This window comes from Bacillus sp. ISL-34 (assembly GCF_018613325.1).
In the GTDB taxonomy this organism is placed as follows: domain Bacteria; phylum Bacillota; class Bacilli; order Bacillales; family DSM-1321; genus Peribacillus.
The window spans coordinates 113,082-134,072 of sequence record NZ_JAGGQJ010000025.1; the positions used below are offsets into that span (position 1 = coordinate 113,082).

18 protein-coding genes are annotated in these 20,991 nt (G+C 38.6%); 5 read left to right on the forward strand and 13 right to left on the reverse strand.

Annotated elements, in window-relative coordinates:
• The first annotated feature begins 20 nt into the window (after positions 1-20).
• Positions 21-1,454: an aldehyde dehydrogenase family protein gene (locus J7E52_RS17890; RefSeq protein WP_214749410.1), complete on the forward strand. Its 1,434-nt coding sequence runs from the start codon at positions 21-23 to the stop codon at positions 1,452-1,454.
• 436 nt (positions 1,455-1,890) lie between these two features.
• Here the strand turns inward: J7E52_RS17890 and J7E52_RS17895 are convergent, their stop codons facing one another.
• The 10 genes from J7E52_RS17895 to J7E52_RS17940 form a co-directional block, all read right to left on the reverse strand.
• Positions 1,891-3,066, reverse strand: a complete 1,176-nt coding sequence (locus tag J7E52_RS17895) for a M20 family metallopeptidase (RefSeq protein WP_214749413.1) — start codon at positions 3,064-3,066, stop codon at positions 1,891-1,893.
• A gap of 2 nt (positions 3,067-3,068) precedes the next feature.
• Entirely contained in the window at positions 3,069-4,295 is a 1,227-nt protein-coding gene (locus tag J7E52_RS17900) for a Zn-dependent hydrolase (RefSeq protein WP_214749416.1), read from the reverse strand.
• A 17-nt stretch (positions 4,296-4,312) separates the two neighbouring features.
• Positions 4,313-5,500 (reverse strand): hypothetical protein, encoded by a 1,188-nt coding sequence (locus J7E52_RS17905; RefSeq protein ID WP_214749419.1) that lies wholly within the window; start codon positions 5,498-5,500, stop codon positions 4,313-4,315.
• A gap of 588 nt (positions 5,501-6,088) precedes the next feature.
• Positions 6,089-7,000, reverse strand: a complete 912-nt coding sequence (locus tag J7E52_RS17910; protein WP_214749422.1) for a VanW family protein — start codon at positions 6,998-7,000, stop codon at positions 6,089-6,091.
• 51 nt (positions 7,001-7,051) lie between these two features.
• Entirely contained in the window at positions 7,052-7,906 is an 855-nt protein-coding gene (locus J7E52_RS17915; protein WP_214749425.1) for a hypothetical protein, read from the reverse strand.
• A gap of 399 nt (positions 7,907-8,305) precedes the next feature.
• On the reverse strand, positions 8,306-9,421 hold the full coding sequence (menC, locus tag J7E52_RS17920) for an o-succinylbenzoate synthase (protein WP_214749428.1): 1,116 nt from the start codon (positions 9,419-9,421) through the stop codon (positions 8,306-8,308).
• Between the two features lie 96 nt (positions 9,422-9,517).
• Positions 9,518-10,348 carry a GNAT family N-acetyltransferase gene (locus J7E52_RS17925; protein WP_214749431.1) on the reverse strand — a complete coding sequence of 277 codons (831 nt, stop codon included), beginning with the start codon at positions 10,346-10,348 and terminating at the stop codon, positions 9,518-9,520.
• Between the two features lie 160 nt (positions 10,349-10,508).
• Positions 10,509-11,993 (reverse strand): amino acid permease, encoded by a 1,485-nt coding sequence (locus tag J7E52_RS17930; protein WP_214749434.1) that lies wholly within the window; start codon positions 11,991-11,993, stop codon positions 10,509-10,511.
• A gap of 36 nt (positions 11,994-12,029) precedes the next feature.
• The gene (locus J7E52_RS17935) at positions 12,030-13,160 is read right to left on the reverse strand and encodes an amidohydrolase (protein ID WP_214749437.1); all 1,131 of its coding nucleotides are present in this window, start codon (positions 13,158-13,160) and stop codon (positions 12,030-12,032) included.
• Positions 13,161-13,189: 29 nt separating this feature from the next.
• A complete protein-coding gene (locus tag J7E52_RS17940) occupies positions 13,190-14,044 on the reverse strand; it encodes a MurR/RpiR family transcriptional regulator (protein WP_214749440.1) in 855 nt (284 codons plus the stop codon).
• Positions 14,045-14,832: 788 nt separating this feature from the next.
• Between J7E52_RS17940 and J7E52_RS17945 the strand changes: the two genes are divergently transcribed.
• Positions 14,833-15,249, forward strand: a complete 417-nt coding sequence (locus tag J7E52_RS17945) for a PaaI family thioesterase (protein ID WP_214749443.1) — start codon at positions 14,833-14,835, stop codon at positions 15,247-15,249.
• A gap of 383 nt (positions 15,250-15,632) precedes the next feature.
• On the opposite strand, the gene J7E52_RS17950 is transcribed toward J7E52_RS17945, so the two are convergent.
• Complete coding sequence (locus tag J7E52_RS17950) at positions 15,633-16,241, reverse strand: ClpP family protease (RefSeq protein WP_214749446.1); 609 nt, start codon at positions 16,239-16,241, stop codon at positions 15,633-15,635.
• Between the two features lie 1,219 nt (positions 16,242-17,460).
• Complete coding sequence (locus tag J7E52_RS17955; protein ID WP_214749449.1) at positions 17,461-18,036, reverse strand: hypothetical protein; 576 nt, start codon at positions 18,034-18,036, stop codon at positions 17,461-17,463.
• Positions 18,037-18,092: 56 nt separating this feature from the next.
• Here J7E52_RS17955 and J7E52_RS27055 point away from each other — a divergent pair, with 56 nt between their 5' ends.
• The 3 genes from J7E52_RS27055 to J7E52_RS17965 all read left to right on the forward strand — a co-directional run bounded on the left by J7E52_RS27055 (position 18,093) and on the right by J7E52_RS17965 (position 19,269).
• Positions 18,093-18,218: a hypothetical protein gene (locus tag J7E52_RS27055; RefSeq protein ID WP_286197860.1), complete on the forward strand. Its 126-nt coding sequence runs from the start codon at positions 18,093-18,095 to the stop codon at positions 18,216-18,218.
• Between the two features lie 391 nt (positions 18,219-18,609).
• Positions 18,610-18,903, forward strand: a complete 294-nt coding sequence (locus tag J7E52_RS17960) for a hypothetical protein (RefSeq protein ID WP_214749451.1) — start codon at positions 18,610-18,612, stop codon at positions 18,901-18,903.
• A 6-nt stretch (positions 18,904-18,909) separates the two neighbouring features.
• Positions 18,910-19,269, forward strand: a complete 360-nt coding sequence (locus J7E52_RS17965) for a hypothetical protein (protein ID WP_214749453.1) — start codon at positions 18,910-18,912, stop codon at positions 19,267-19,269.
• A gap of 106 nt (positions 19,270-19,375) precedes the next feature.
• Here J7E52_RS17965 and J7E52_RS17970 read toward each other — a convergent pair whose 3' ends face one another.
• A complete protein-coding gene (locus J7E52_RS17970) occupies positions 19,376-20,974 on the reverse strand; it encodes a long-chain-fatty-acid--CoA ligase (RefSeq protein ID WP_214749456.1) in 1,599 nt (532 codons plus the stop codon).
• Positions 20,975-20,991 lie beyond the last annotated feature (17 nt).

Sequence of the window (20,991 nt, forward strand, 5' to 3'; positions counted from 1 at the left end):
TATTAATGGAGGGAATTCAGATGAAGAAAAAGTGGCAATTGTGGATTGGTGGTAAATGGCGGGAGGCTAAATCATATGAGCCATTATATAATCCCCATTCAAACGAAGAAATTGCACAAATCGGACAGGCTGAACCAGCGGATGCCATTGAAGCGATTGTTGAGGCGAATTCAGCTTTTCAGAAATACCGATCCTACCCGGCTCATGCACGAGCGGAAATTTTATTTAAAGCTGCAGCAATCATGGAAGAACGCAGTGAGGAACTTGCGAAAATCATTTCGCTGGAGGCGGCGAAAACGATTCGAAATGCCCGTGAAGAAATGAATCGTACGGTTCAGACCTATCGTTTTGCTGCAGAAGCGTCAAAGAACAATTATGGAGAACAAATACCGATGGATGCGGCAGTGGGTGGGGTAAACCGTTTTGGCTTCACGGTTCGCACCCCGATTGGCGTCGTTACCGCGATCACCCCATTTAACTTTCCATTTAATCTGGTCGCCCATAAAGTTGGTCCAGCTATTGCGGCTGGAAATTCGATTGTGTTAAAACCTGCCGAACAAACCCCTTTGAGTGCACTGGTGCTTGCCGAAATTTTTAAAGAAGCAGGGTTGCCAGATGGAGTATTGAACATCATTCCGGGCAAAGGGGATGTTTTAAGTGAAGCGTTAACGACCCATCCACATGTAAAAAAAGTGACTTTCACAGGCAGTGTAGAGGTCGGACACCTCATCCAGCAGCAGGCAGGCTTCCGTAAGCTTACCCTTGAACTCGGATCCAATTCGCCGTTCATCATTGATGAAGGAGTCGACATAGATAAAATTATTCAAAGAAGTGTGATGGGTTCATTTACTAATAATGGGCAGGTGTGTATCTCGATTCAACGGATTTATGTCCACAAATCACTATACCAACAATTTTTGGATCGATTCGTCAGTGCAACAAAACAGCTTGTCATCGGTTCCCCGCTAGAGGAAAATACAAATATTACAGCGGTTATTTCAAAAAAATCATTGGAGCGGTTACAAAGTTGGATTGACGAGGCAGTACAGGAAGGAGCAAAAATTGAGTGCGGCGGTACAGTGGAAGGCAATGTACTATTGCCTACCGTCTTAACCAATGTAAATCGTGACTCAAAGGTATTTCGTTTCGAAGTATTTGGTCCGATTGTCTGCATTTTCCCATTCGATACGCTGGATGATGCCATCAAAGATGCAAATGATTCTCGTTACGGATTGAACTCAGGTGTGATGACACCGAGTATAGAACGAGCTTTTTATGCGGCGGAACGCTTGGAAACGGGCGGAGTGGTCATAAATGATATCCCGACCTACCGGATTGATAATATGCCTTATGGAGGCTGGAAGGACAGCGGTGTCGGCAGAGAAGGCGTCAAATATGCGATGAATGAAATGATGGAGCAAAAGTTTATCAGCTTTAAAATAAGCGACGAATGATGATTTGTGAAAATTATAAACCCGTAGTGTATGAGACGGCGATATCTTAAAGATTTCGTCTTCTTGTTTGTCGTAAATTACATTTTTACAGTAGCCTTCGTAATTAATGGGCACAATCAGAAATATCATTATTTCCTTAACGTTGTAAATCCGGATTTTCCTGATTGTACCCCTATGGGTTAAAACAGCGAATGTTTACAATAAATCATTCAGCATGGCAAATCCAGCCCGCAAAAAGTCAGTAGAATAAACTCGGGTTAAAGGTGATACAGAACTTCAACACAGAATAAATGTACGAAAACCCTTTTTTTTGGAAGTGAGATACGATTCATCCAAACTTGACGAGCCTTTTATTCCCGAAATTGAAAGGCTATTGGAAGTAGCCGGCTTTACGAAATCGAGATGATATATTAAAGGCAATTGCAGACAATGTCCATTATTCGTTCAAATATGCCCATGCATATTGAGCGTAAAGTTCTGCACCGGTAGCAAGCGCATCCTCGTCGATGTTGAATTTCCCGTGGTGATGGGCCCATTGCGTATCTTTTTCAGAGTTTCCCGATCCTACTAAAGCGAAGCTTCCAGGTACTTCATCTAAATAGAAGCTAAAGTCTTCTCCACCCATTGTGGGCTTTTCATTATATATTGCGTCTTCGCCAAACGCATTTGAAGCCACTTTTTGCACTAATTTGGCACTGTATTCATCATTAATGACAGCTTGCGTTCCACGGTAGTATTCAACCTCTGCGGTCGCACCGTAAATATTGGCAACATTTTCAGCATAAATCTGGAGCTGTTTTTCAATATGGTCACGTGTTTTAGGATCAAAACAACGGACAGTCCCTTCAATAACGGCATTTTCTGCAATGACATTAAATCGTGTGCCAACGGCCATTTTTCCAACGGTCAAAACAGCGGGATTTTGTGGGTCTACCGTTCTTGATACGACAGACTGTACATTCATGACGAATGAAGAAGCAACAATAGTTGCATCGATACAATCCTGCGGCATTGCACCATGTCCCCCTCTACCTTTAAACCTTACTGTAAAGATGTCTGCAGAAGCGAATGAAGGGCCTGGAGTACAAGCAACCTTGTTTGTTGGCATTTGCGACCAGATATGTATGCCAAAAACATTATCAACACCTTCGACAGCCCCTTGTTTAACCATTTCCCTTGCACCTGTTGCTACTTCTTCAGCTGGTTGAAATATTAATCGCACATTCCCAGGTAATTCTTCTTTTATTACGTTTAGTGCCTTCGCTGCAATTAATAGCATTGATGTGTGTGCATCATGACCGCATGCATGCATTTTTCCTTCTTCTTTTGAAGCATACGGCAAGTCTTTATTTAATTCTTCAACAGAAAGGGCGTCCATATCCGCTCTTAATGCTACCGTCTTTCCTGGTTTACCGCCTTTAATTTCTGCAATGACACCTGTTGGTTCTGCTTTGCGGTAAGTAACCCCTAATTTCTCAAGGTATTCACAAATAAAGGCAGTTGTTTTTTCTTCTTCCCATGATAACTCAGGTTCGCTATGAAGTTTTCTGCGTATTTCTGTTAATTCATCACTATAATTTTGAATCGCTTCTTTTATCGTTTGGTTAATCATTCTTATTCTACCTCCGTTAAACTTTTAGCCACTTCGTAAAATATTTGCACTCCATTTGCTAAATGACGTGCATCAGACCATTCCTCTGGACAATGACTTAGTCCTGCTTTACTTGGAACAAAGAGCATGCCAACATCAGTCACATCGGAAAAAACCATCGCATCATGACCTGCTCCACTATTAATGGAACAGTATGGAATTTCCAAATCAGAACTTTTATCTTTTAATAAAGCTTTAATCTCATTACTCAATACCTTTGGCGGCATATATAACAGCTGTTCCGCCGTTGTATGGATCCCCTGTTCATGATGGGATTCGATTAATACTTTCATCCGCTTGATGACATTGTTAATATGTTCTTCCTTGCTGGATCGAATATCTACCGAAAATACCACTTTATTCGGGATGACGTTTGCCCCATTTGGTAAAACATGTAGTCGTCCTGTCGTGATAACCGTTCCTTCTCCTTCCTCTATTGCAAAGCTCGGTAATTGAGAAATAATTTGGGCGGCAGCAACCAATGCATCCGTCCGGCGATCCATTGGGGTTGTGCCTGCATGTCCTGCCTTTCCTTCAATGGTTACTTCGAATTGAGTTAAACCAACAATAGCTTCAACGACACCAATGGGGATATTCTTCTCTTCAAGGATTGGTCCTTGCTCTATATGCAATTCGAGAAATGCTTTAATGTCTTTGGGGTTTCTCCTTTTGGGAAGAGAGAAATCCAGTCCGATTTTTGACATCGCTTCAATTGTTGTGATACCTTCTTTATCTCTTAAGTTTTTAAAACTTTCCTCACTAAGTGTTCCCACTATTCCTCTCGACCCCATTAATCCTCCGCCAAAACGGGCACCCTCTTCTTCAATCAGGGCAACGATTTCCAATGGATATTTAGGTGTTAATTGATTTTCTGCAAATAGGGCAGCCACTTCAAGAGCAACAATTACACCTGCTGGTCCGTCATACGCACCCCCATTTGGTACGGAATCAAAATGTGAACCGATCAAAACGCTTGGTGCATCTTTTAAAGCACCCTCAAGCTTTCCAAAAATATTTCCAAATCCATCTTCCTGTACTTTTAGACCGTATTCCATCATTTTATTTTTAATATAATTACGTGTAAGTAAGTCTTCCTTGCTAAACGTAAGCCGTGTAGTCCCTTTTCCTGGTGTTGAAGTAAATTCGCTCAAATCATTTATTTGCTTTTCTATACGTTCGATAAGACTCACTAAGAATCCCTCCTACTTTACAAGAATTGTACGAATATTCCTGCCAATATAACCGATACGATTGTAACCGATATAAATCCGCCTACAAGCATTGGCGGCAGCATATGGCTTAGCAATGCTTCTTTTTCATTTTCATCTTTTGTTAATGAATTGACGACTTCATTGGTGATGATGTAATCAGCCGGAAACCCGTATAATGCTGTTAAAGATACAGCAAAGGCCATTTCTTTGCTGACTTTCAACAATTTCCCTGCTATGAATGAGAATATATACATGCCAATAACAGCTAAGAAAATGCAAACAACAAGTGGGTAAAGAATCTCCATCATCATACTTGGTGTTGCATTTTTTAATCCATCAAAGACGAAAAGCATAAGGGCCATGATGGCAAATCCAAATCCATTTGCTTTTTGAAGAGTCTGTTTTTCCAAGAAACCTATACTTTTTCCGACAACCCCGAATAATAAGCAAAGAACAAATGCATTTATTGATATAATCGGCGCTAATCCAGTCGAAACAAGGTAAGCGAGAAAAGCAACGACCGCAAGTCTTAAAAATTTAAAATAATCCGTATTATATTTTTCAGGAAGTTTTTTAAACAGTTTTAGTTCCGTCATACCTTCTGCAGCGGATGCAGTATCACTCTTTTTTACCGTTAATTTTCCATTGCGATATTGCTCCAAAAGCTTCTTCCCTTCTTTCTTCAAGACAATTGAAGTTAAAGGATAACCAGCAAAACCTTGCATTACATAAATAACGATGGCAAAAACCGATAAACTCGTAAGTCCTGCATCTGCCGCTCCTTCTGACATGATTATTGAAGATACCATTCCGCCCACTAAAGGTGGAATCGCTACAAGGACAGTTTGCAGATCAAATATAAATATGCCAATTCCGAATAATAGTGCAACAATACCAAGAATACCAGATAAGGAGATGACAATCGTTTTCCATTGATTCACCAATTCTCTTATTGAAAGCAATGTCCCCATATTCGTGATCAATAGGTACATCATCATGGTTGCCACTACCGGTGGAACACCTGCTATTGAAACGATGTCTTTCGGGAAGAATGTCCAATAACCACATAGAAATAGGATCGCGGAAATGAAAACGGAAGGTACCCAGGCTTTTGTTCGAACCGCCACTATGTCTCCTACAAATAAAATCAGAATAACTATAACCAAAGCCAGCATCTGTGACATATGAGTTCCCTCACCTTCCAATTTAATAGTTTAAATATTCTTATAATATAATAACACTGAATAATTTAAATTTAAAGATAATTCTATATATTCGGGTATTTATACACAAATAACAGGAAATGTAAGTGTTTTAATTCCGATTTTACACACCAAATATTCTCAAATAAATAGATGGTTGGATATATCGAAATAATTTTAATCTAAAAAATATCTTAGACTTTTTATCTCCTAAAGTGACTGAATTATTTAAACACCGACTAAACTAACCTGTACCTTTTATTTCAAAAAGAAAAAGCCGTCTATGGACAGCTCTCAGTTTTGTAACCAAAAGGGGTTCGGAATTAAAAAATAAACATGGAAGAAAGTGGAATTACAATATATTTTCATGAATGGGAAATGGATTGCAGATAATGTTCAATTAATCGGGTAATAAGGGGGAAATTCTCTTAACTTTTTGTTTTCAGGAATATTATTCCGTTCGGAACTTGCGTAAAAGTAAATGTAGGTCGTGAACGTTTGGACGTTTCTCACTTAAACGAACGTTGAAACTGGCTTTTCAAGAAATTGCACCGTTCGTGAAAGATACTTTTACGAACGGTAAATTTGTTCTTTTGATATCTGATTTGATGCGTTGGGAACTTTTCGTGTCTTATAATTAATCATATTTGAAGAGTAAACCATGATACTTACCATTCCTCCTTGCGTTGTAGCTCGGATTAGAATAGGTTGATTGTATGTGTTTTTAAAACTAAAATCAGGACCATACCAGCTTACTGTAGCATCGCGGCCAGATGGAACATACGGAACGCTCCTAGTATGGGAATAGCGTTGAATGGTTTGCAACCCTGCATTGTCGATAGCATTAAACAAGGTGGAAGACACCTGACAAATCCCTCCACCAATTCCTTCAGAAAATTCTCCTTTAACGATAATTCGAGCGAGCAAATATCCTTTATCTACTGATCTCTTGCCAACGGCTTGGTTAAACGAAAACATCTCTCCTGGAAACACGACATAATTATTAATGGCTTCTGTAGCAAGTGAGATATTATTAGAACGATTTTTATTGTTCACATTAAAATAGGTTCTATATTCACCGATCTTTTTTTCACGGATCTCCGCAAGTAATTCGCTGTCAACTTTTGGATGAATAGCAAGCAAAGGTACTTCTAGTTTGTATGCTCTACTACTGTACAAAAAGGAATAAAAGTGCTCTTTAAATGCTTGATGGTATAGCTTGTAACCTACCCGCCCAGGAAGAATATTACCTTGTTTGTCTATTGTGGCATTTACAGGTTTTTGGTACACTTGTCGGTCTATTTTTTCGACAAATGGATTGTATTTATCCACGTCCATGATCGGAACATCTAGAAAGGGCATAGTAATATCAGCATGGTTGACACTGGCAATCGTTTGTCCTTGGTGAATTACCGATAAGCTTTCAGAAATATTCACTTGTTGAACGAATAGTAAAAGTCCGGCAATCCATGATAATCTCATTGAATGCACCCCACACTGGATTAGAGTTTAATTTTTAAATCTTCATAAATCTTATTTTAAGTCTGCATGAATGGCATCTTGATCAATAAACCAACGATCAGTCAAACTCTCCCTTCGGATCATAAAATGGATGATCTTCTTTTCACTGCCTTCTCTCTTTTTATAAATTTTCACTTGAACCGGTACATCCACGAGTATTAAACCGTTAGCGTCTTCAAGTGGTTGTCCTGAAAAATCTCTAACCGCAAAGTATGTAATTTTTTTTGCAAGTTTATTGAAACGATCGGAATGATCATGATTTGATAAGGTCAGTGTTAATAATTTTCGATCTCCTTGATTTATGGCAATGGCAAAAATATGAATAAGTTCGTAGGGACCTACCGTGCCTAAATATTCATCAAGCTTACCGGCCGCTTTCAATATCATTAATTTATGAGAGGGATCTTCGTTTTTTAAACGATGTGTTAAACTTCCATAGAAATGAATACAGAAGTGACCTGAAAAACCATTTTGAAGAGAACCGGCACCATGTGGCATTCCATTCATAGAGGCAGCGATCATTTGATTATTAATTAATACAATAATGGCTCTTCTTTTCCAACTCCATTGATTATGATAAATTTCCTTCATAATCTGAGTATCTTCCTTGGTTAGTGGCTGAGCATCGACATGATGACTACCTGCTCTCCGTTGAACCTTAAATGATAATCCCGTTTCAATGTCTATAATGGTGAAATTTGTTTTATTAGGAATAGTGTTGTTTACTATTTCCCAAGGTAATATCTCAATTTTAAAGTTTATAGGCCCTTCTTCATCTTCCCATTCAAGTGCATAGACCGAGTGATTCATCATTAAGACAAATATAAAAATAGCGATACATATTTTATAACATTTTTTGCTGTTCATATGGCTTCTCCTGCGTTTTTCTTATTATTTCAGGACATAACCAATTGAATACATTCAAATAATTGTAAATTTATGTTGTAAAGGTTTGGTGAATCAGCTATAAAGGCTTAAAATGGCTCAAGTTTCTTAGGAAAATTGTTACCGAACTTAATATCAATGTTAGTAAACCCACGAATACCACGTATTGTGTGCCTAATTCTGATATAAAAACCATTATCTATTTAAGATCAGAATGGCTCCTCAAGGATAGGGGTTTATCGAAAAGCAGTCGCAGAATTGCAAGTACTTCCAATAATTATGTATTCAAAAAAAGGCATGCTCCCTTCTTCGGGAATCATGCCTTTATGTTAGGAAAATAGATGTTGAAGCAAGTAACTGCCCTTTTTCTTTTAACTAATTCTAATTTAAATTAAATGTTTGACTGTGTATAGTATACTTATTGATTTTTTCCAAGCTTGGTTCATAGCCAATTCCAGGCAATTCCGGAACTTTGATTATTCCGTTTTCCACTGTAACTTCAGGGTCAATGATATCTTCTGCCCAGTAGAGGGAGGAAGCTGCGGTATCTCCCGGAAGAGTGAAGTTTGGCAGTGAAGTGATTGCAATATTATGCGCTCTCCCAATGCCTGATTCCAGCATACCCCCACACCATAGCGGAATTTCATGTTCAAGACATAAATCATGGATTTTCTTGGATTCAGTCAAACCTCCGACACGGCCAATCTTGATATTAATAATTTTACAGCTCCCTAATTTAATAGCTTTCCTTGCATCCTCTAAGGAGTGAATGCTTTCATCCAGGCAAATAGGTGTTTTTAACCTTGACTGTAAATCTGCATGGTCAATGATATCGTTATAGGCAAGCGGCTGTTCAATCATCATTAATTTATAATCATCCAAGACGGATAGCCGGTCTATATCTTGTAAGGTATATGCTGAATTTGCATCTGCCATGAGGGGGATTTCAGGATATACTTTTCGGACCTTGTCTATTAATTCAACATCCCAGCCCGGTTTGATTTTTAGTTTAAAGCGTTTATAGCCTTCACCGAGACGAGCTTCAATCATATCTAGGGTCGAATCGATCGAGTCCTTTATTCCGATGCTTACTCCCACTTCAATTTTCTTTTTTGTTCCACCTAACACACTTGAGAGAGAAGCATCTTGCTTTTTAGCATACAGATCCCATACAGCACCCTCTAAAGCTGCTTTTGCCATATAATTACCGCGAATATGGGAGAAATATTTTTCAGAGAGTTCATCCGGATGCTTGATTTCATTTTTAAGAATAATTGGAATTAGATAATCCTCGAGTATATGCCAATTTGTTTTTAAGGTCTCTTCATTATACAGAGGGTCGAGCATCGCAACAGATTCAGCCCAACCGGAAATGCCATCATCGCTTTTGGCTTCTACAAGGATAAAATCCCGATTGTATTCCGTCCCAAAGCTAGTTGTAAAAGGTTCAAGCAAGTCTAACTTAAGATGCCTTAGAATAACTTGTTTAATTTTCACTTGGAAATTCTCCTTTTGGGGATAAAAACTATTTAACCCAGTCTTTTTAATAGTTGACGCAGCTTATTGTTAATTCATATTTAAAAATAAACATGCTTATTTCCTTGATAGCACATAAAACTGAACGGGAATTTCCGTCATGGAATTCTTTATGAAATCTGTTACCTGCCATCCTTGCTGAAATAAAGCGGTAAAAATATCCCTGGTTTTCATCCGCCATTCATTGGCCGCTTGACTATTTGTGACTCTTATTGTTTGGAAGTCCTTTGGGATGGCCACTAAAGCTGTATCACATTCTTGTTCAGGCAGCGGAAGAGTGAAAGAAGGAACAGGCAATCCCTCTTCAATGTTATCCCATTGAATAAGCGAGTTTTCCATCACAAAGTCCAGCGGTATTCCCTGTCCACTAGAATCCGTTTTCTCCTTTTTACCAATATGCCATTCGACAAGAAAGCGGTCAGAAGGAATTCCACTGTTTAAAAGATCTTCCATTTCACCATAGCAGTTTGCAATATATGTGGAACATCCCCCACCAAGCTTGGCTATATTCAAATACCCATTAATACTTTCTAAAGGATCGTATGTCCAGGTAATAAGGGAATAGCCGAGTTTTAACGCTTCCTCACGTTGTGCTAACTTTAACTTCTCCCCTATACCTTTGTTGCGAAATTTCTTATCTATTCCTAGAATATGTGAACAAAGATAGACTGATTGCCCATTGAATCCCGGAAAGCTGTATTGAAATCCAATCAGCTTCTCCTCGCAATATGCTCCAATAACCAAACCGCCGTTTTTCACAGCAGTTATGGTTTGGTGTGAAGGGATTGAGTCGGTTTCTCCCCAAATGGCGGATTCTAGCTTTCTTACTTCCTCTAGCTCTTCAATTCGATGAAGAGAACGAATTGCAATTTCATGTGTATTCGTCATGGTTAACCTCCTATGAAAAGCACAAGCGCCTTGATCGACCCAACATAAGATGGACAAGTAAGTTCCACAGCTGACGGCTTATCGTTGCTAGGCACTGGAGCTATCATTTAAATACTTTATGTTTAAAACGAAAGACTCTCCTATTTTTTTAAAAAAGATATCATTCCACTTTACTGAAATCAGCTTCTTGCAATGGAATCATTTTTGTTCGCTTTACGATTTTATAGCCTAGAAAAGCCAGGAGAAATAAAGGAAGCCCGATATAAGAAATTAAAATTCCATACCAGTCAATCTCAGGGCCAAAAAAAGCAGAGTAATTTTGTCCCAGGATAGCCGTAACACATAAAATTGTCGCTAATATTGGACCGAAGGGGTACCATTTTGATACATAAGGCAAATCTTTTAAATCTCTTCCTTGTGCAATATATGCCTTCCGGAATCGATAATGTGTAATCGAAATTCCTAGCCAGGATAAAAAGCCGGATAATCCTGCAGCATTCAATAACCAAGTATAAATCGTGCCTTCACCGAAAAGAGAGGTCAGGAAAGCTGCCATCCCAACGATGGTAGAAAAGTACACAGCGTTCACTGGTATGCCGCCTGAATTCACTTTTTTTAGAAACGAAGGGGCTTTGCCTTCTTTCGCCAGCACCCAAAGCACACGAGAAGCTCCGTACATGGCGGAATTGCCTGCAGAAAGAACAGAAGTAAGAATGACTACATTCATAACGGAGGCAGCGATGGCAAGCCCAGCGTTTTGAAAAACTAAAGTAAAGGGACTTACCGCAATATCTTCAATATCCGAGCTTAACAAACGCGGATCATTATAGCTGATTAAAAATCCAATCACAATTATCGCCAATACATAAAACAAGAGGAGTCTCCAGAAGATTTGCTTAATGGCCTTGGGTATATTTTTTCTCGGATTTTCACTCTCGCCTGCCGCAATTCCTACTAACTCGGTGCCTTGAAAGGCAAATCCAACCACCATAAAGACACTTATAACGGATAAAAAGCCTCCTTTAAACGGTGCCTCACCTTTGGTGATATTTTCAAAACCTACGGCTTCCCCTCCCATGATTCCTACAATCATTAATAACCCCACTGCTATAAAAATGATAATCGTGAAAACCTTTATAATGGCAAACCAGAATTCTGATTCTCCATATCCTTTTACCGATAGAATATTCAGGCCAAATATGACTGCAAGAAATAATGCGCTCCAAATGATGCCCGGGACAGAAGGCAGCCAATATTTCATGATCAGGGAGGAAGCTGCTAATTCCAACGCGACTACGATTGCATTGTTATACCAATAGTTCCATCCGATCGCAAAACCTAAAGCCGGATCGACAAACCTTGATGTATATGTACTGAAAGAGCCTGTAATAGGAATAAGGGCAGCCATTTCGGCTAAGCTTGTCATCAGAAGGTAAACCATGATTCCGGCAATTATATAGGCAGCTACAGCTCCTCCAGGACCCGCAGTATGTATAATGGAACCGCTCGCTAAAAATAGTCCCGTTCCGATGGTTCCGCCGATTGCAATCATGGAAAGATGCCTTGGTTTGAGTTTGCGCTCCAGTTGTTTTTCATCAGTAGCTGTTTGGTCCCTGGTTTGTGATGTTTGTGCGGTATTTTCCATAAAACACCCCTTCAGTAGATTTTTCATTGAAAAATTTTATTCTCCTGCCGTCATCATTACTGTGGTAATTAAAATTTTCGTTCCATAGATAAGTGCTTGTAAGTTAAACTTCATATCCGGATGGTGCAGACCAGGCGTTAAATCGCAGCCTAACCCTATCATGGTTGCTGTTAGATCAGGATTTTTGGCTGTATAAAAATGAAAATCCTCGCCTCCTTGAGAAACACAGACTGGAACGACATTTTCCGTCCCGAGGATATCTCCTATTGCGGCCTCAGCCAGCTTTATCGCTTTTTCATGCAAGCTCGCAGCTGGGACAAATTCTTCCGAAGACCAGGAGATCGATGTTTCCGATTGTTCCATTGTTTGGTCAAAAGCTTCCTTCGTTAAGCGATTTAGTTCATTCATTACATCATTTGACTGCGCTCGGGCATCAATAGCAAAGACAGCTGTTTCAGGAATAACGTTTGATGCTTTGTTGTTTGTTTCAAATTGAGTCATTTTGATGGAATAAGGAATTTCGGTTTCCAGATTAATCTGCTGTAATTTTTGGACAAGCAAAGCTGCTGCCTCGATTACATTTATTCCATCTTGCGGACGGGATGCATGGGCCTGAATGCCTTTGATTGTTCCCCTTATTGTTTCGGCAGAGCCATGGACAATGACGGGGGAAGCCTTCATATAAGGAACCTCCGTACTGGGTCTTACATGTACCCCGAATAAATATGTAACATTCTCCAACGCGCCATCATTGATCATTTGAAGAGCGCCTTCTCCTTTTTCTTCCGCAGGCTGAAATATAAATCGCAGAGTGTGTTTAGGCCGGATTCCGCTGGAGGCAATGGCCAATGCTGTATATAAAACCATTGTGCTATGTGCGTCGTGTCCACATGAATGATTGGCCTTTACAATTCCATCTACTTCCTGAACAAGCGCATCCATATCAGCCCTTAATGCCACAACCTTTTTTGAGATGCCTGGAATCTCGGCAATAATTCCATAATGGCTCTGAAATGTTTTTAGGGTTATTCCCGCTTCCCTAAGACATTTTAAAATATAGCTAGACGTTCTTTCCTCCTGCCAGCTTGGCTCAGCCAAGGAATGAAGGTCATGGTAGGACGTTAACAATAATTCTTGATGCTGATCAACATATTGAATCGGGTTCAAAATGATGCACCTCCTCCATTACATTTAAACTATTCATTAAACACTTCATAACTTGAATACAGCCTTTCTAATTTTTGCTGATGGGTATATATCCGTTTTGCGTCTTTTTGATTTATGCCTGCAATAACCAAGTCCAATAAGCTAATGACGGAAGCGATTGAATTCGTTCCGGTTTCTGCGTTTTCTTCAGTTGTCAGTGCAATATCAGCGATGCGGCCAACAGGTGACAGAAGGCGGTCTGTAACTGAAATTAAACAAACTCCTTGTTCTTTGGCACACTCAGCAACTTTTAATGTTTCATTCGCATACCTCGGAAAGGAAAAAACAACCATCACAGACTTGTTAGTGAGGTTACAAAACTTTTCATAGAAGTCACCAGTTGGTGAACATAAACTTACATTTTCCCTTAATGAACTTAGCGTATAGGAGAACCAATAGGCGGCGGCATGGGAAATGCGATGCCCTGCAATTAATATTTGGTCAGCTTGGATCAAGACATCAACAGCTTTCCATATATCCTGGACGTTCGTATGATCTAATAGATGTCTTAAAATATGTACTTCGTTTTCTATCACTTTGGTAAATGGATCTTGCTTGTCATCAACGCTAAGAATGGAATCACTATTGGATAAATCCATTTGATTTTGGTGCAGCAGCTGTTTTTGAATTCTGTCCTGCATTTTACTAAACCCTTCAAATCCTAATGAATAGGAAAACCGAATGACCGTCGTTTCACTGACCTCCGCTTCCCGACCTATTTGAAAAGCCGTTTTAAAGGCTGCTTCATCCATATTTTCAATCAGATAAGCGGCAACTTTTTTTTGACCTGTCGATAAATGGTCAAATTTTTCTTTCACTAATAATTTAAATGGGAGATGTTCCACAATATCACTCCTTTCTGATGAATTAAATACTTCTTATTATTAAAATGATGAAGGATATACTTCTTTGTTTTATACACTATCACAATTTAATTAGAAAAAGAAGAAGATTTTTGACTTTTTTGATAATTATTGATTTCATATTCAAGGCCGCAATTTTCCATCCAGATAGGAAGCAAAAAAAGACTATAAGAAGGTAGACTGTAGACAAATATGAAGAATCGCCAGTTTGCCTACAGTTTTTTCTTTAAAAAAACATTCCAGTTTTGATTTCAGAAATCCGCTCCCTTTCCGCCGACTGTCTGCCAAGCCTCATCATAGCAAGCGCCTGCGGGGTCTCGGCTAGCCAGTTATTCGGCAGGAGTGTCGCAAATTTCTTCAATCCAATAAAGGTTTCATCCATATAAAAAAGTAAAATAAGATGAAGGATAATCTAGTGTTGTTTTAAAATCATGGTTCGAGATGAGACCGTTCCGAACCCCCTTTTTAGACAAAAGGGCCTCTATCTGATTTTTTCAAAAAATGTTGATTGGAACGGAAGGTGCGAGACTCCTGCGGGAAAAGCGCGTCTAGGGAGACCCCGGAGGCGCAAGCCGAGGAGGCTCCCGGGACCGCCCGCGGAAAGCGAGTACCTGGAGTGGAAATAACGCTCAAACATTCCAGTTGATTTCATAAATCCGCTCCCTTCTTCATTTTTAATTTACTTTATTTGTAAAGTTAACAACTTCATTGACATCAAGATATATGTTAGAATATTCAGTAGTTTCAATTTATTAAAGGGGGGCTATTTTATGGGGGAATCATTTAAAGGAAACGAACTTTTACAAGTATTAACAGAGGGAAAACAGCCTCCGAATTGTGATTTAACATTACAGATTGAAGCAAATTATGCCCAGGATGGAATTGCTAGGGGACTATGGAAAGTAGATGAAAAATTCATCAACGGAAATGGGGTAGCAATGGGGGGATTTGTCACTTCTGCAGCAGATATTATAATGGCTTATGCGATTTCATCTAAATTAAGTATCGGACAATCCTTCGCATCCATTGATTTACATACTACCTTTCATCGGCCAGTAAGATTAGGAGACGTACAGGTTGAAGCAAAAGTGGACCGGATCGGAAAAAAAACAGCTTATGTACTTGCAGATTTATTTCAAAATGATAAAAAAGTGGCAAGCGTTGTATCATCAGTTATGGTCCTTTAAACCGGATAAAAAAGCATGTTGCACAAAAAAGCCCTTCGTAACATGCTTCTTTCATTTAGATAATTCGATGAAATCTCTTCACCGGTTGCAATTAGATAAACTTAATTCTTGGAATTAGTAAACTCTGAAGAATGGCTCACACAATTCACCGCTTCGACTAATCACTTCATTGTAATCTCCAAACTCCCCTCCTTTTGACATAGCCATAATTCCTTATTAATTTTATTTGCCCTTTTAAAATGCCACTTTTTCTTCAACTAACCTACAACTGTTAGTTGAAGAGATTATTACACTGTCCAATATGGTAAAGATCAGATAGGAGCAAGTTATAAATTAAAAAGGAAAGAATTGCAACCTAATTTCACTTCCCTATTAACTAACTATTAAATTATTTCATGTACTATTCCTAAACTCAATCCTTCGTCATTTGCAAACATGTACCATTCTTCATCTCCCTTTTCAGTATACAATTCTTCTGAAATGTTGGTATTTTCCACAATAAAGTTCTTAATACGATTATCTAAACGATCATAGAAATTCATTGTATTTTTAGCCTTCTTAGAAGTTGATTGAACAGACATACTTCCATCATGAATAAGAATTACTGTATTGGGATATGCTTTTCTATAATGTCCACTAATCAACAGTAACGCACCCATAGAAACACAAGATCCCACACCAATGGTTTCAACTTTCGTTTTACTTGATTTAATAGCATCAATGGCAGAAAAACCTGCCACTACATCCCCACCATTAGATGTTATATAAATTTGTATTGTCTTTCTTTTATCTATTGGAATATTTAATTCTTCATCTTCTTGATTCCATTCTTGAATCCAATAAACAATTTTATTGACAATGGTTGTATCCACATCAAAATTAAAATAAATTTTCCGTTCTTTCAGTCCAAGGTAAAACTGATACTCCTCAAGAGAATCAGGTAAATTTCCGATTAATTCCAAATATTCTTTATTGAATTCAACTTTTTTCATTATAAAATCCCCCTTAATAATATGTGGATATACAGGAAGGAAAAGGGTAATTGCACAATCATATCTATTTATTAATTTATTCAGCAATCACAATCGCTGCAACAGCATTCATCATCATTTTAAGTCCATTATTTCTTAGAACATAGTTAAGTGAACTAAGGAAACAAAACAAAAGGAATTAAAAGAGCTATTCCTTATTTTCTGGTATGATTATTCAACATAAGTGAAATTAACTTTGTATAAATTGATAATTTTTTTATTTTTTTATGCAACTTAACCAAAGACTAAGAGGAATGCAAGCGGTTTATTAGCAAAGGAAGTGAAAACTTCTCATTATTTTGGCTTTCGAAACTTCCTCCATAAACCTCTCACAAAATCCCCAACGAAACCCATCCTTTCAAAGCTTATTAAATTTGTTCCTTTTAGTCCATTTGCTATGCTAGATCCCAGGATTTTAACCATAGGAGCATTGCCTTAGGAGTAGCATTCATTGAACAGATATTAGATCGATGGGGTGCGATTGATATTGCAGATCATTTTGAAAAGGTGATGCGTATTATTTTGCCTGTCACATTTTATGGAGCCTTACTTTACTTCTTTGCGACATTCATGTTTTGAGGGGGATTCATATGTTCGACAAAGTTGATTGGAACGAAAGATGCGAGACTCCTGCGGGAATAGCGCGTCCAAGGGAGACCCTGCAGGCGCAAAGAGCGCCGAGGAGGCTCCCGGGACCCGCCCGCGGAAAGCGAGTGCCTGAAGTGGAAATCAACGTTCGAGTGTGTCTACAGTCTTAAATAAGATAAAAGGAATCTCTTGTTCTGCTTTTTATAAATAATTAATATTAACAGTCATAATTAACAATTGATGTTTGTTCTGGTCAGCAATCATTCTTTTTTAGTCTTTAATAGTTTTTTCTATGTCACTATTTTTTATAGACTGCTGCTTCAACAATTCTGTAACGGTAATTCAAGTTCCTTTTTTTTGCTACGAACAGTTTTGTTTTATAGTGCAAATCAGCATTTAATTTTACTACCTTTGTTACTCGAGCTTTTGCCTTATTTAAGAAGTTATCGTTTTGTTTTCATCTAAAAAGCTCATAATATTTCCATCTTTTTGTACCATTTATTCACCTTAAGGAATAATGGATTTGAATTCTCAAAAAAAGACTGCCATTAGCAGCCATAATTTATCAATCATATATTTGGATAGAACCATATCAAACTAACCAGCGCAGCACAGGGCTTTTGAGATCCATGGTGAACAGACCATAATCAATGACAACCATTTCATCATTCTCATTATATCCGACATTATCTAAACGCAAATCTATTGGTATAATACCGTACCTCAGGAATTTTAATTCCAACTTGATCAGTTTCGTATATTCCTTGATTGCAAACGGCACTTTCGTGTCCACCTTCTTCATGATAATCCAGCCCGTCCCATGCTCCTTAACCGGACAAATATACTTTTTGACTTCCTCATTACAGTTATTATATATATAAGCCTCATTTGCATTGCTTATTAAGCCTACTTCCGAAAATGCAACTTTTAATATATAGCCATTATTTAAATCATAGACAACTCGGTTAAATCCATGCCCAATGATATTATACTTGAACTTTAGCGTTTTTCTGGCAGTAGACATTTTCTGTCCAGCTGTTTTATAAAATTGGAATTTCCCCATTTGAGATATCCAGGACTCAATGGCTTTTATCTCTTGCCGGGACAGCATTGTACTTTTATTCGGCTGATGTATCCTTTCCTTACCATTGTTAATTGGCCATAACATTCCCTAAACGTCTCCTTTTTTAAAAAATTTGTTACTAGAGAGATGGGTTTCCAGGGATGAAAAAACGAGTACATAGAAGAATCAATAAAGGAAAAGATTCAGCTCAGGTTGATTTTATTGATACAAAAATAATGTCCTTGAAAGAGCAATTGCAGCAGTTTCATGAACGGCAAATAATATAAGTAAAGAAATTTGTCGTTCCCAAGCCGTATTCATCATCTCTGAATCCATTACCAAGCATGTTTTCAATTTCCCAAGATTTCCCCTTCGTAATATGATATGACTATAATATAAAACGGCTTGTACTGTAGCTGAAAAATCATTATCATGGACAGGGAACTTCGAATTAAATGGAGGAACATGGCAATTGTACTAGAATCAAAAGGGTCATCCTTCAGGTACTCTTCTTTCCTTCATTTGCAAAAAAAAATGGTATATTATACTTTGACATCAATGGTTTAAGACAAGGAGTGATGAAGTATCCGGAAAAGAGCGATCATTTCAACAATTGTTGGATTATTGCTTATTTGTTTAAGTGTAATTGCCTTCAATTATTTCGAGATCGAAGCCAAGGTGTCCAAAATTCCTGAGGTGGAGGAATATGGCGGGACCCATCTTAAAAAAGTCGGCGATACGGTTCGCCAAAAAGATTGGGGAACATTCACATTACTGGAAACGAAGTCTATTAATGAGTCATTTGAATTGGCACCGATGGTCATCACAATCAAGGATATCCGCAGGATTCAATTATCATCACTCACAGATGAAGTAAAGGAGGAGCTCAAGTCCTATACGGGATTGAGTTTTGAAGAGGCCTATTCGATATATTATAAAGATAATTTATCCATGGAGGAAATCGATCAATAGGCTGCGTTGTCTAAAACGGATATCGATGAAGAGGTTTCTTATCTAGAGATAACTTATTCTGTGGAAAATAAAGATTCAAAGGAACTTCAGTTCTTCAGCATGGAAAATGTTACTTTCAATGATGATCTTACATATGATGTGCCTTCTAAAAATTTCATCCATTCCGGAGATACTTTTATAGGGACAAAAAAAGTAAGCCGGTCAGATTACCAACCAGGAGAAATGGGAAAAGGCACAATTGGTTTATTGGTTGATCCCGAGGCAAACTTCGAGGGGCTGGATTCCTTTTCATTCACTACCGATGATATAGCGGATGGTGAGTCTCATGAATTATTGGTGGATGGGACTTCATTGAAATTCCCCTAAAAGGAAAGTAGTTTTATAGTCTTTAAACCCTAAATAAGGGGAACCTCGAAAAAAGGTTTCACTTATTTAGGGTTTCATATGAGTTCCCTAACGATAAATGAAATGCTTATCTCTCCCCGACAGTAGGGTTCTGTGTTACTTCCTCCATTAATATTCTGCGCAATATTTTCCCGACAGCTGATTTTGGCAGTTGTTCCCTGAACTCAAAACTTCGCGGCACTTTGTATCTGGCCAATCGTTGGACGCAAAACTCCCTGATTTCCTGCTCCGGGACTGACTTTCCTTTCTTTAAGACAATGGCCGCTTTTACCGTTTCCCCACGGTATGAATCCGGAACCCCATATACACATGTCTCTTTTACGGCTGGATGCTGATAAATAATATCCTCGACTTCGATTGGATAAACATTATAACCGCTTGCAATGATCATATCTTTTTTCCTGCCTACGATATAAAAATATCCGTTTTCATCCATCGTCGCGATATCCCCAGTGTAAAGCCATCCATCCCGCAAAGCTGTTGCCGTTTCCTCTGGATTTTTCCAATATCCCTTCATTACTTGCGGACCTTTAATGATCAGTTCGCCTCTTTCACCTGCTGGCAATTCATCAATGCCTGTTTTCAGGTCGACGATTTTAGCGTCGGTATTTGGATATGGGATTCCGATGCTTCCTGGTTTTTTCTGTCCTATGACTGGATTGCGGTGGGTAGTGGGTGAAGTTTCCGTCATTCCAAACCCTTCGAATATTGTAACCCGTAATTTTTTTTCGAACTGATGAATGATTTCTATCGGGAGCGGGGCTGAACCACAGCTGCAGTACTTAAAGCAGCTTAAATCGTCCGCCGTTAAATCCGGGTGATTCAGTAAAGCAATATACATGGTCGGGACACCTGGAAAAATGGTTGGCCGATGTGTTCGAATCAAATCCACCACCTTGTTTATTTCAAATTTCTCTAATGTGATAAAAGTCGATCCGGCATATATGGCACTATTCAAACGTCCATTACCAAACACATGGAATAATGGGGTCAATCCAAGCATCCGTTCCCCAGGCCTTTGGATTTGAAGGGCATTTGCCGTAAAGGCAAAATCTTGATAAACATTCGAGATCAAATTAAAATGCGTGAGCATAACCCCTTTTGATTTCCCTGTAGTTCCCCCTGTATATTGAAGAACAGCCACTGCTTCCTTGGGATCGATAGCCATATCAGGAAGTTCCTTATCTTTCCTTGATAAATCCGTTCCAGTTTCCGTTAATTGTTCGGAGGATATGAACGTTAACCTATCAGAAAAACTTGTTAGCTCTAATTTTTCCCGTTGTTCCTCACGCCCAATGAACCAATTGGCTTCGGAATCCCGTAATATATAATTCAATTCACTCGACTGATACAGTGGGTTCACTTGAACGACCACACCTCCCAAACGAAGGATGGCATAATAGGCAATGATATATTCTAGACAATTTGGCAGCATGATTGCTATACGATCGTCTTTTTGAAATCCACGGTTGTCTAAATTCACAGCAAAACGATCTGAGGCACTTTTCAATTCCATATATGTCATTTCACGCTCCCCATCTATAACAGCTTTGCAGGTCGGGTAAAGTCGGGCTGAACGTTCAAGGAGTCCATATAATGACAATGATGGAATGTCAATTACAGCAGGAGTTTCTTTCGGATAAAATCCATGCCAAGTTCTAGTCAATTTTTTTCACACCTCAT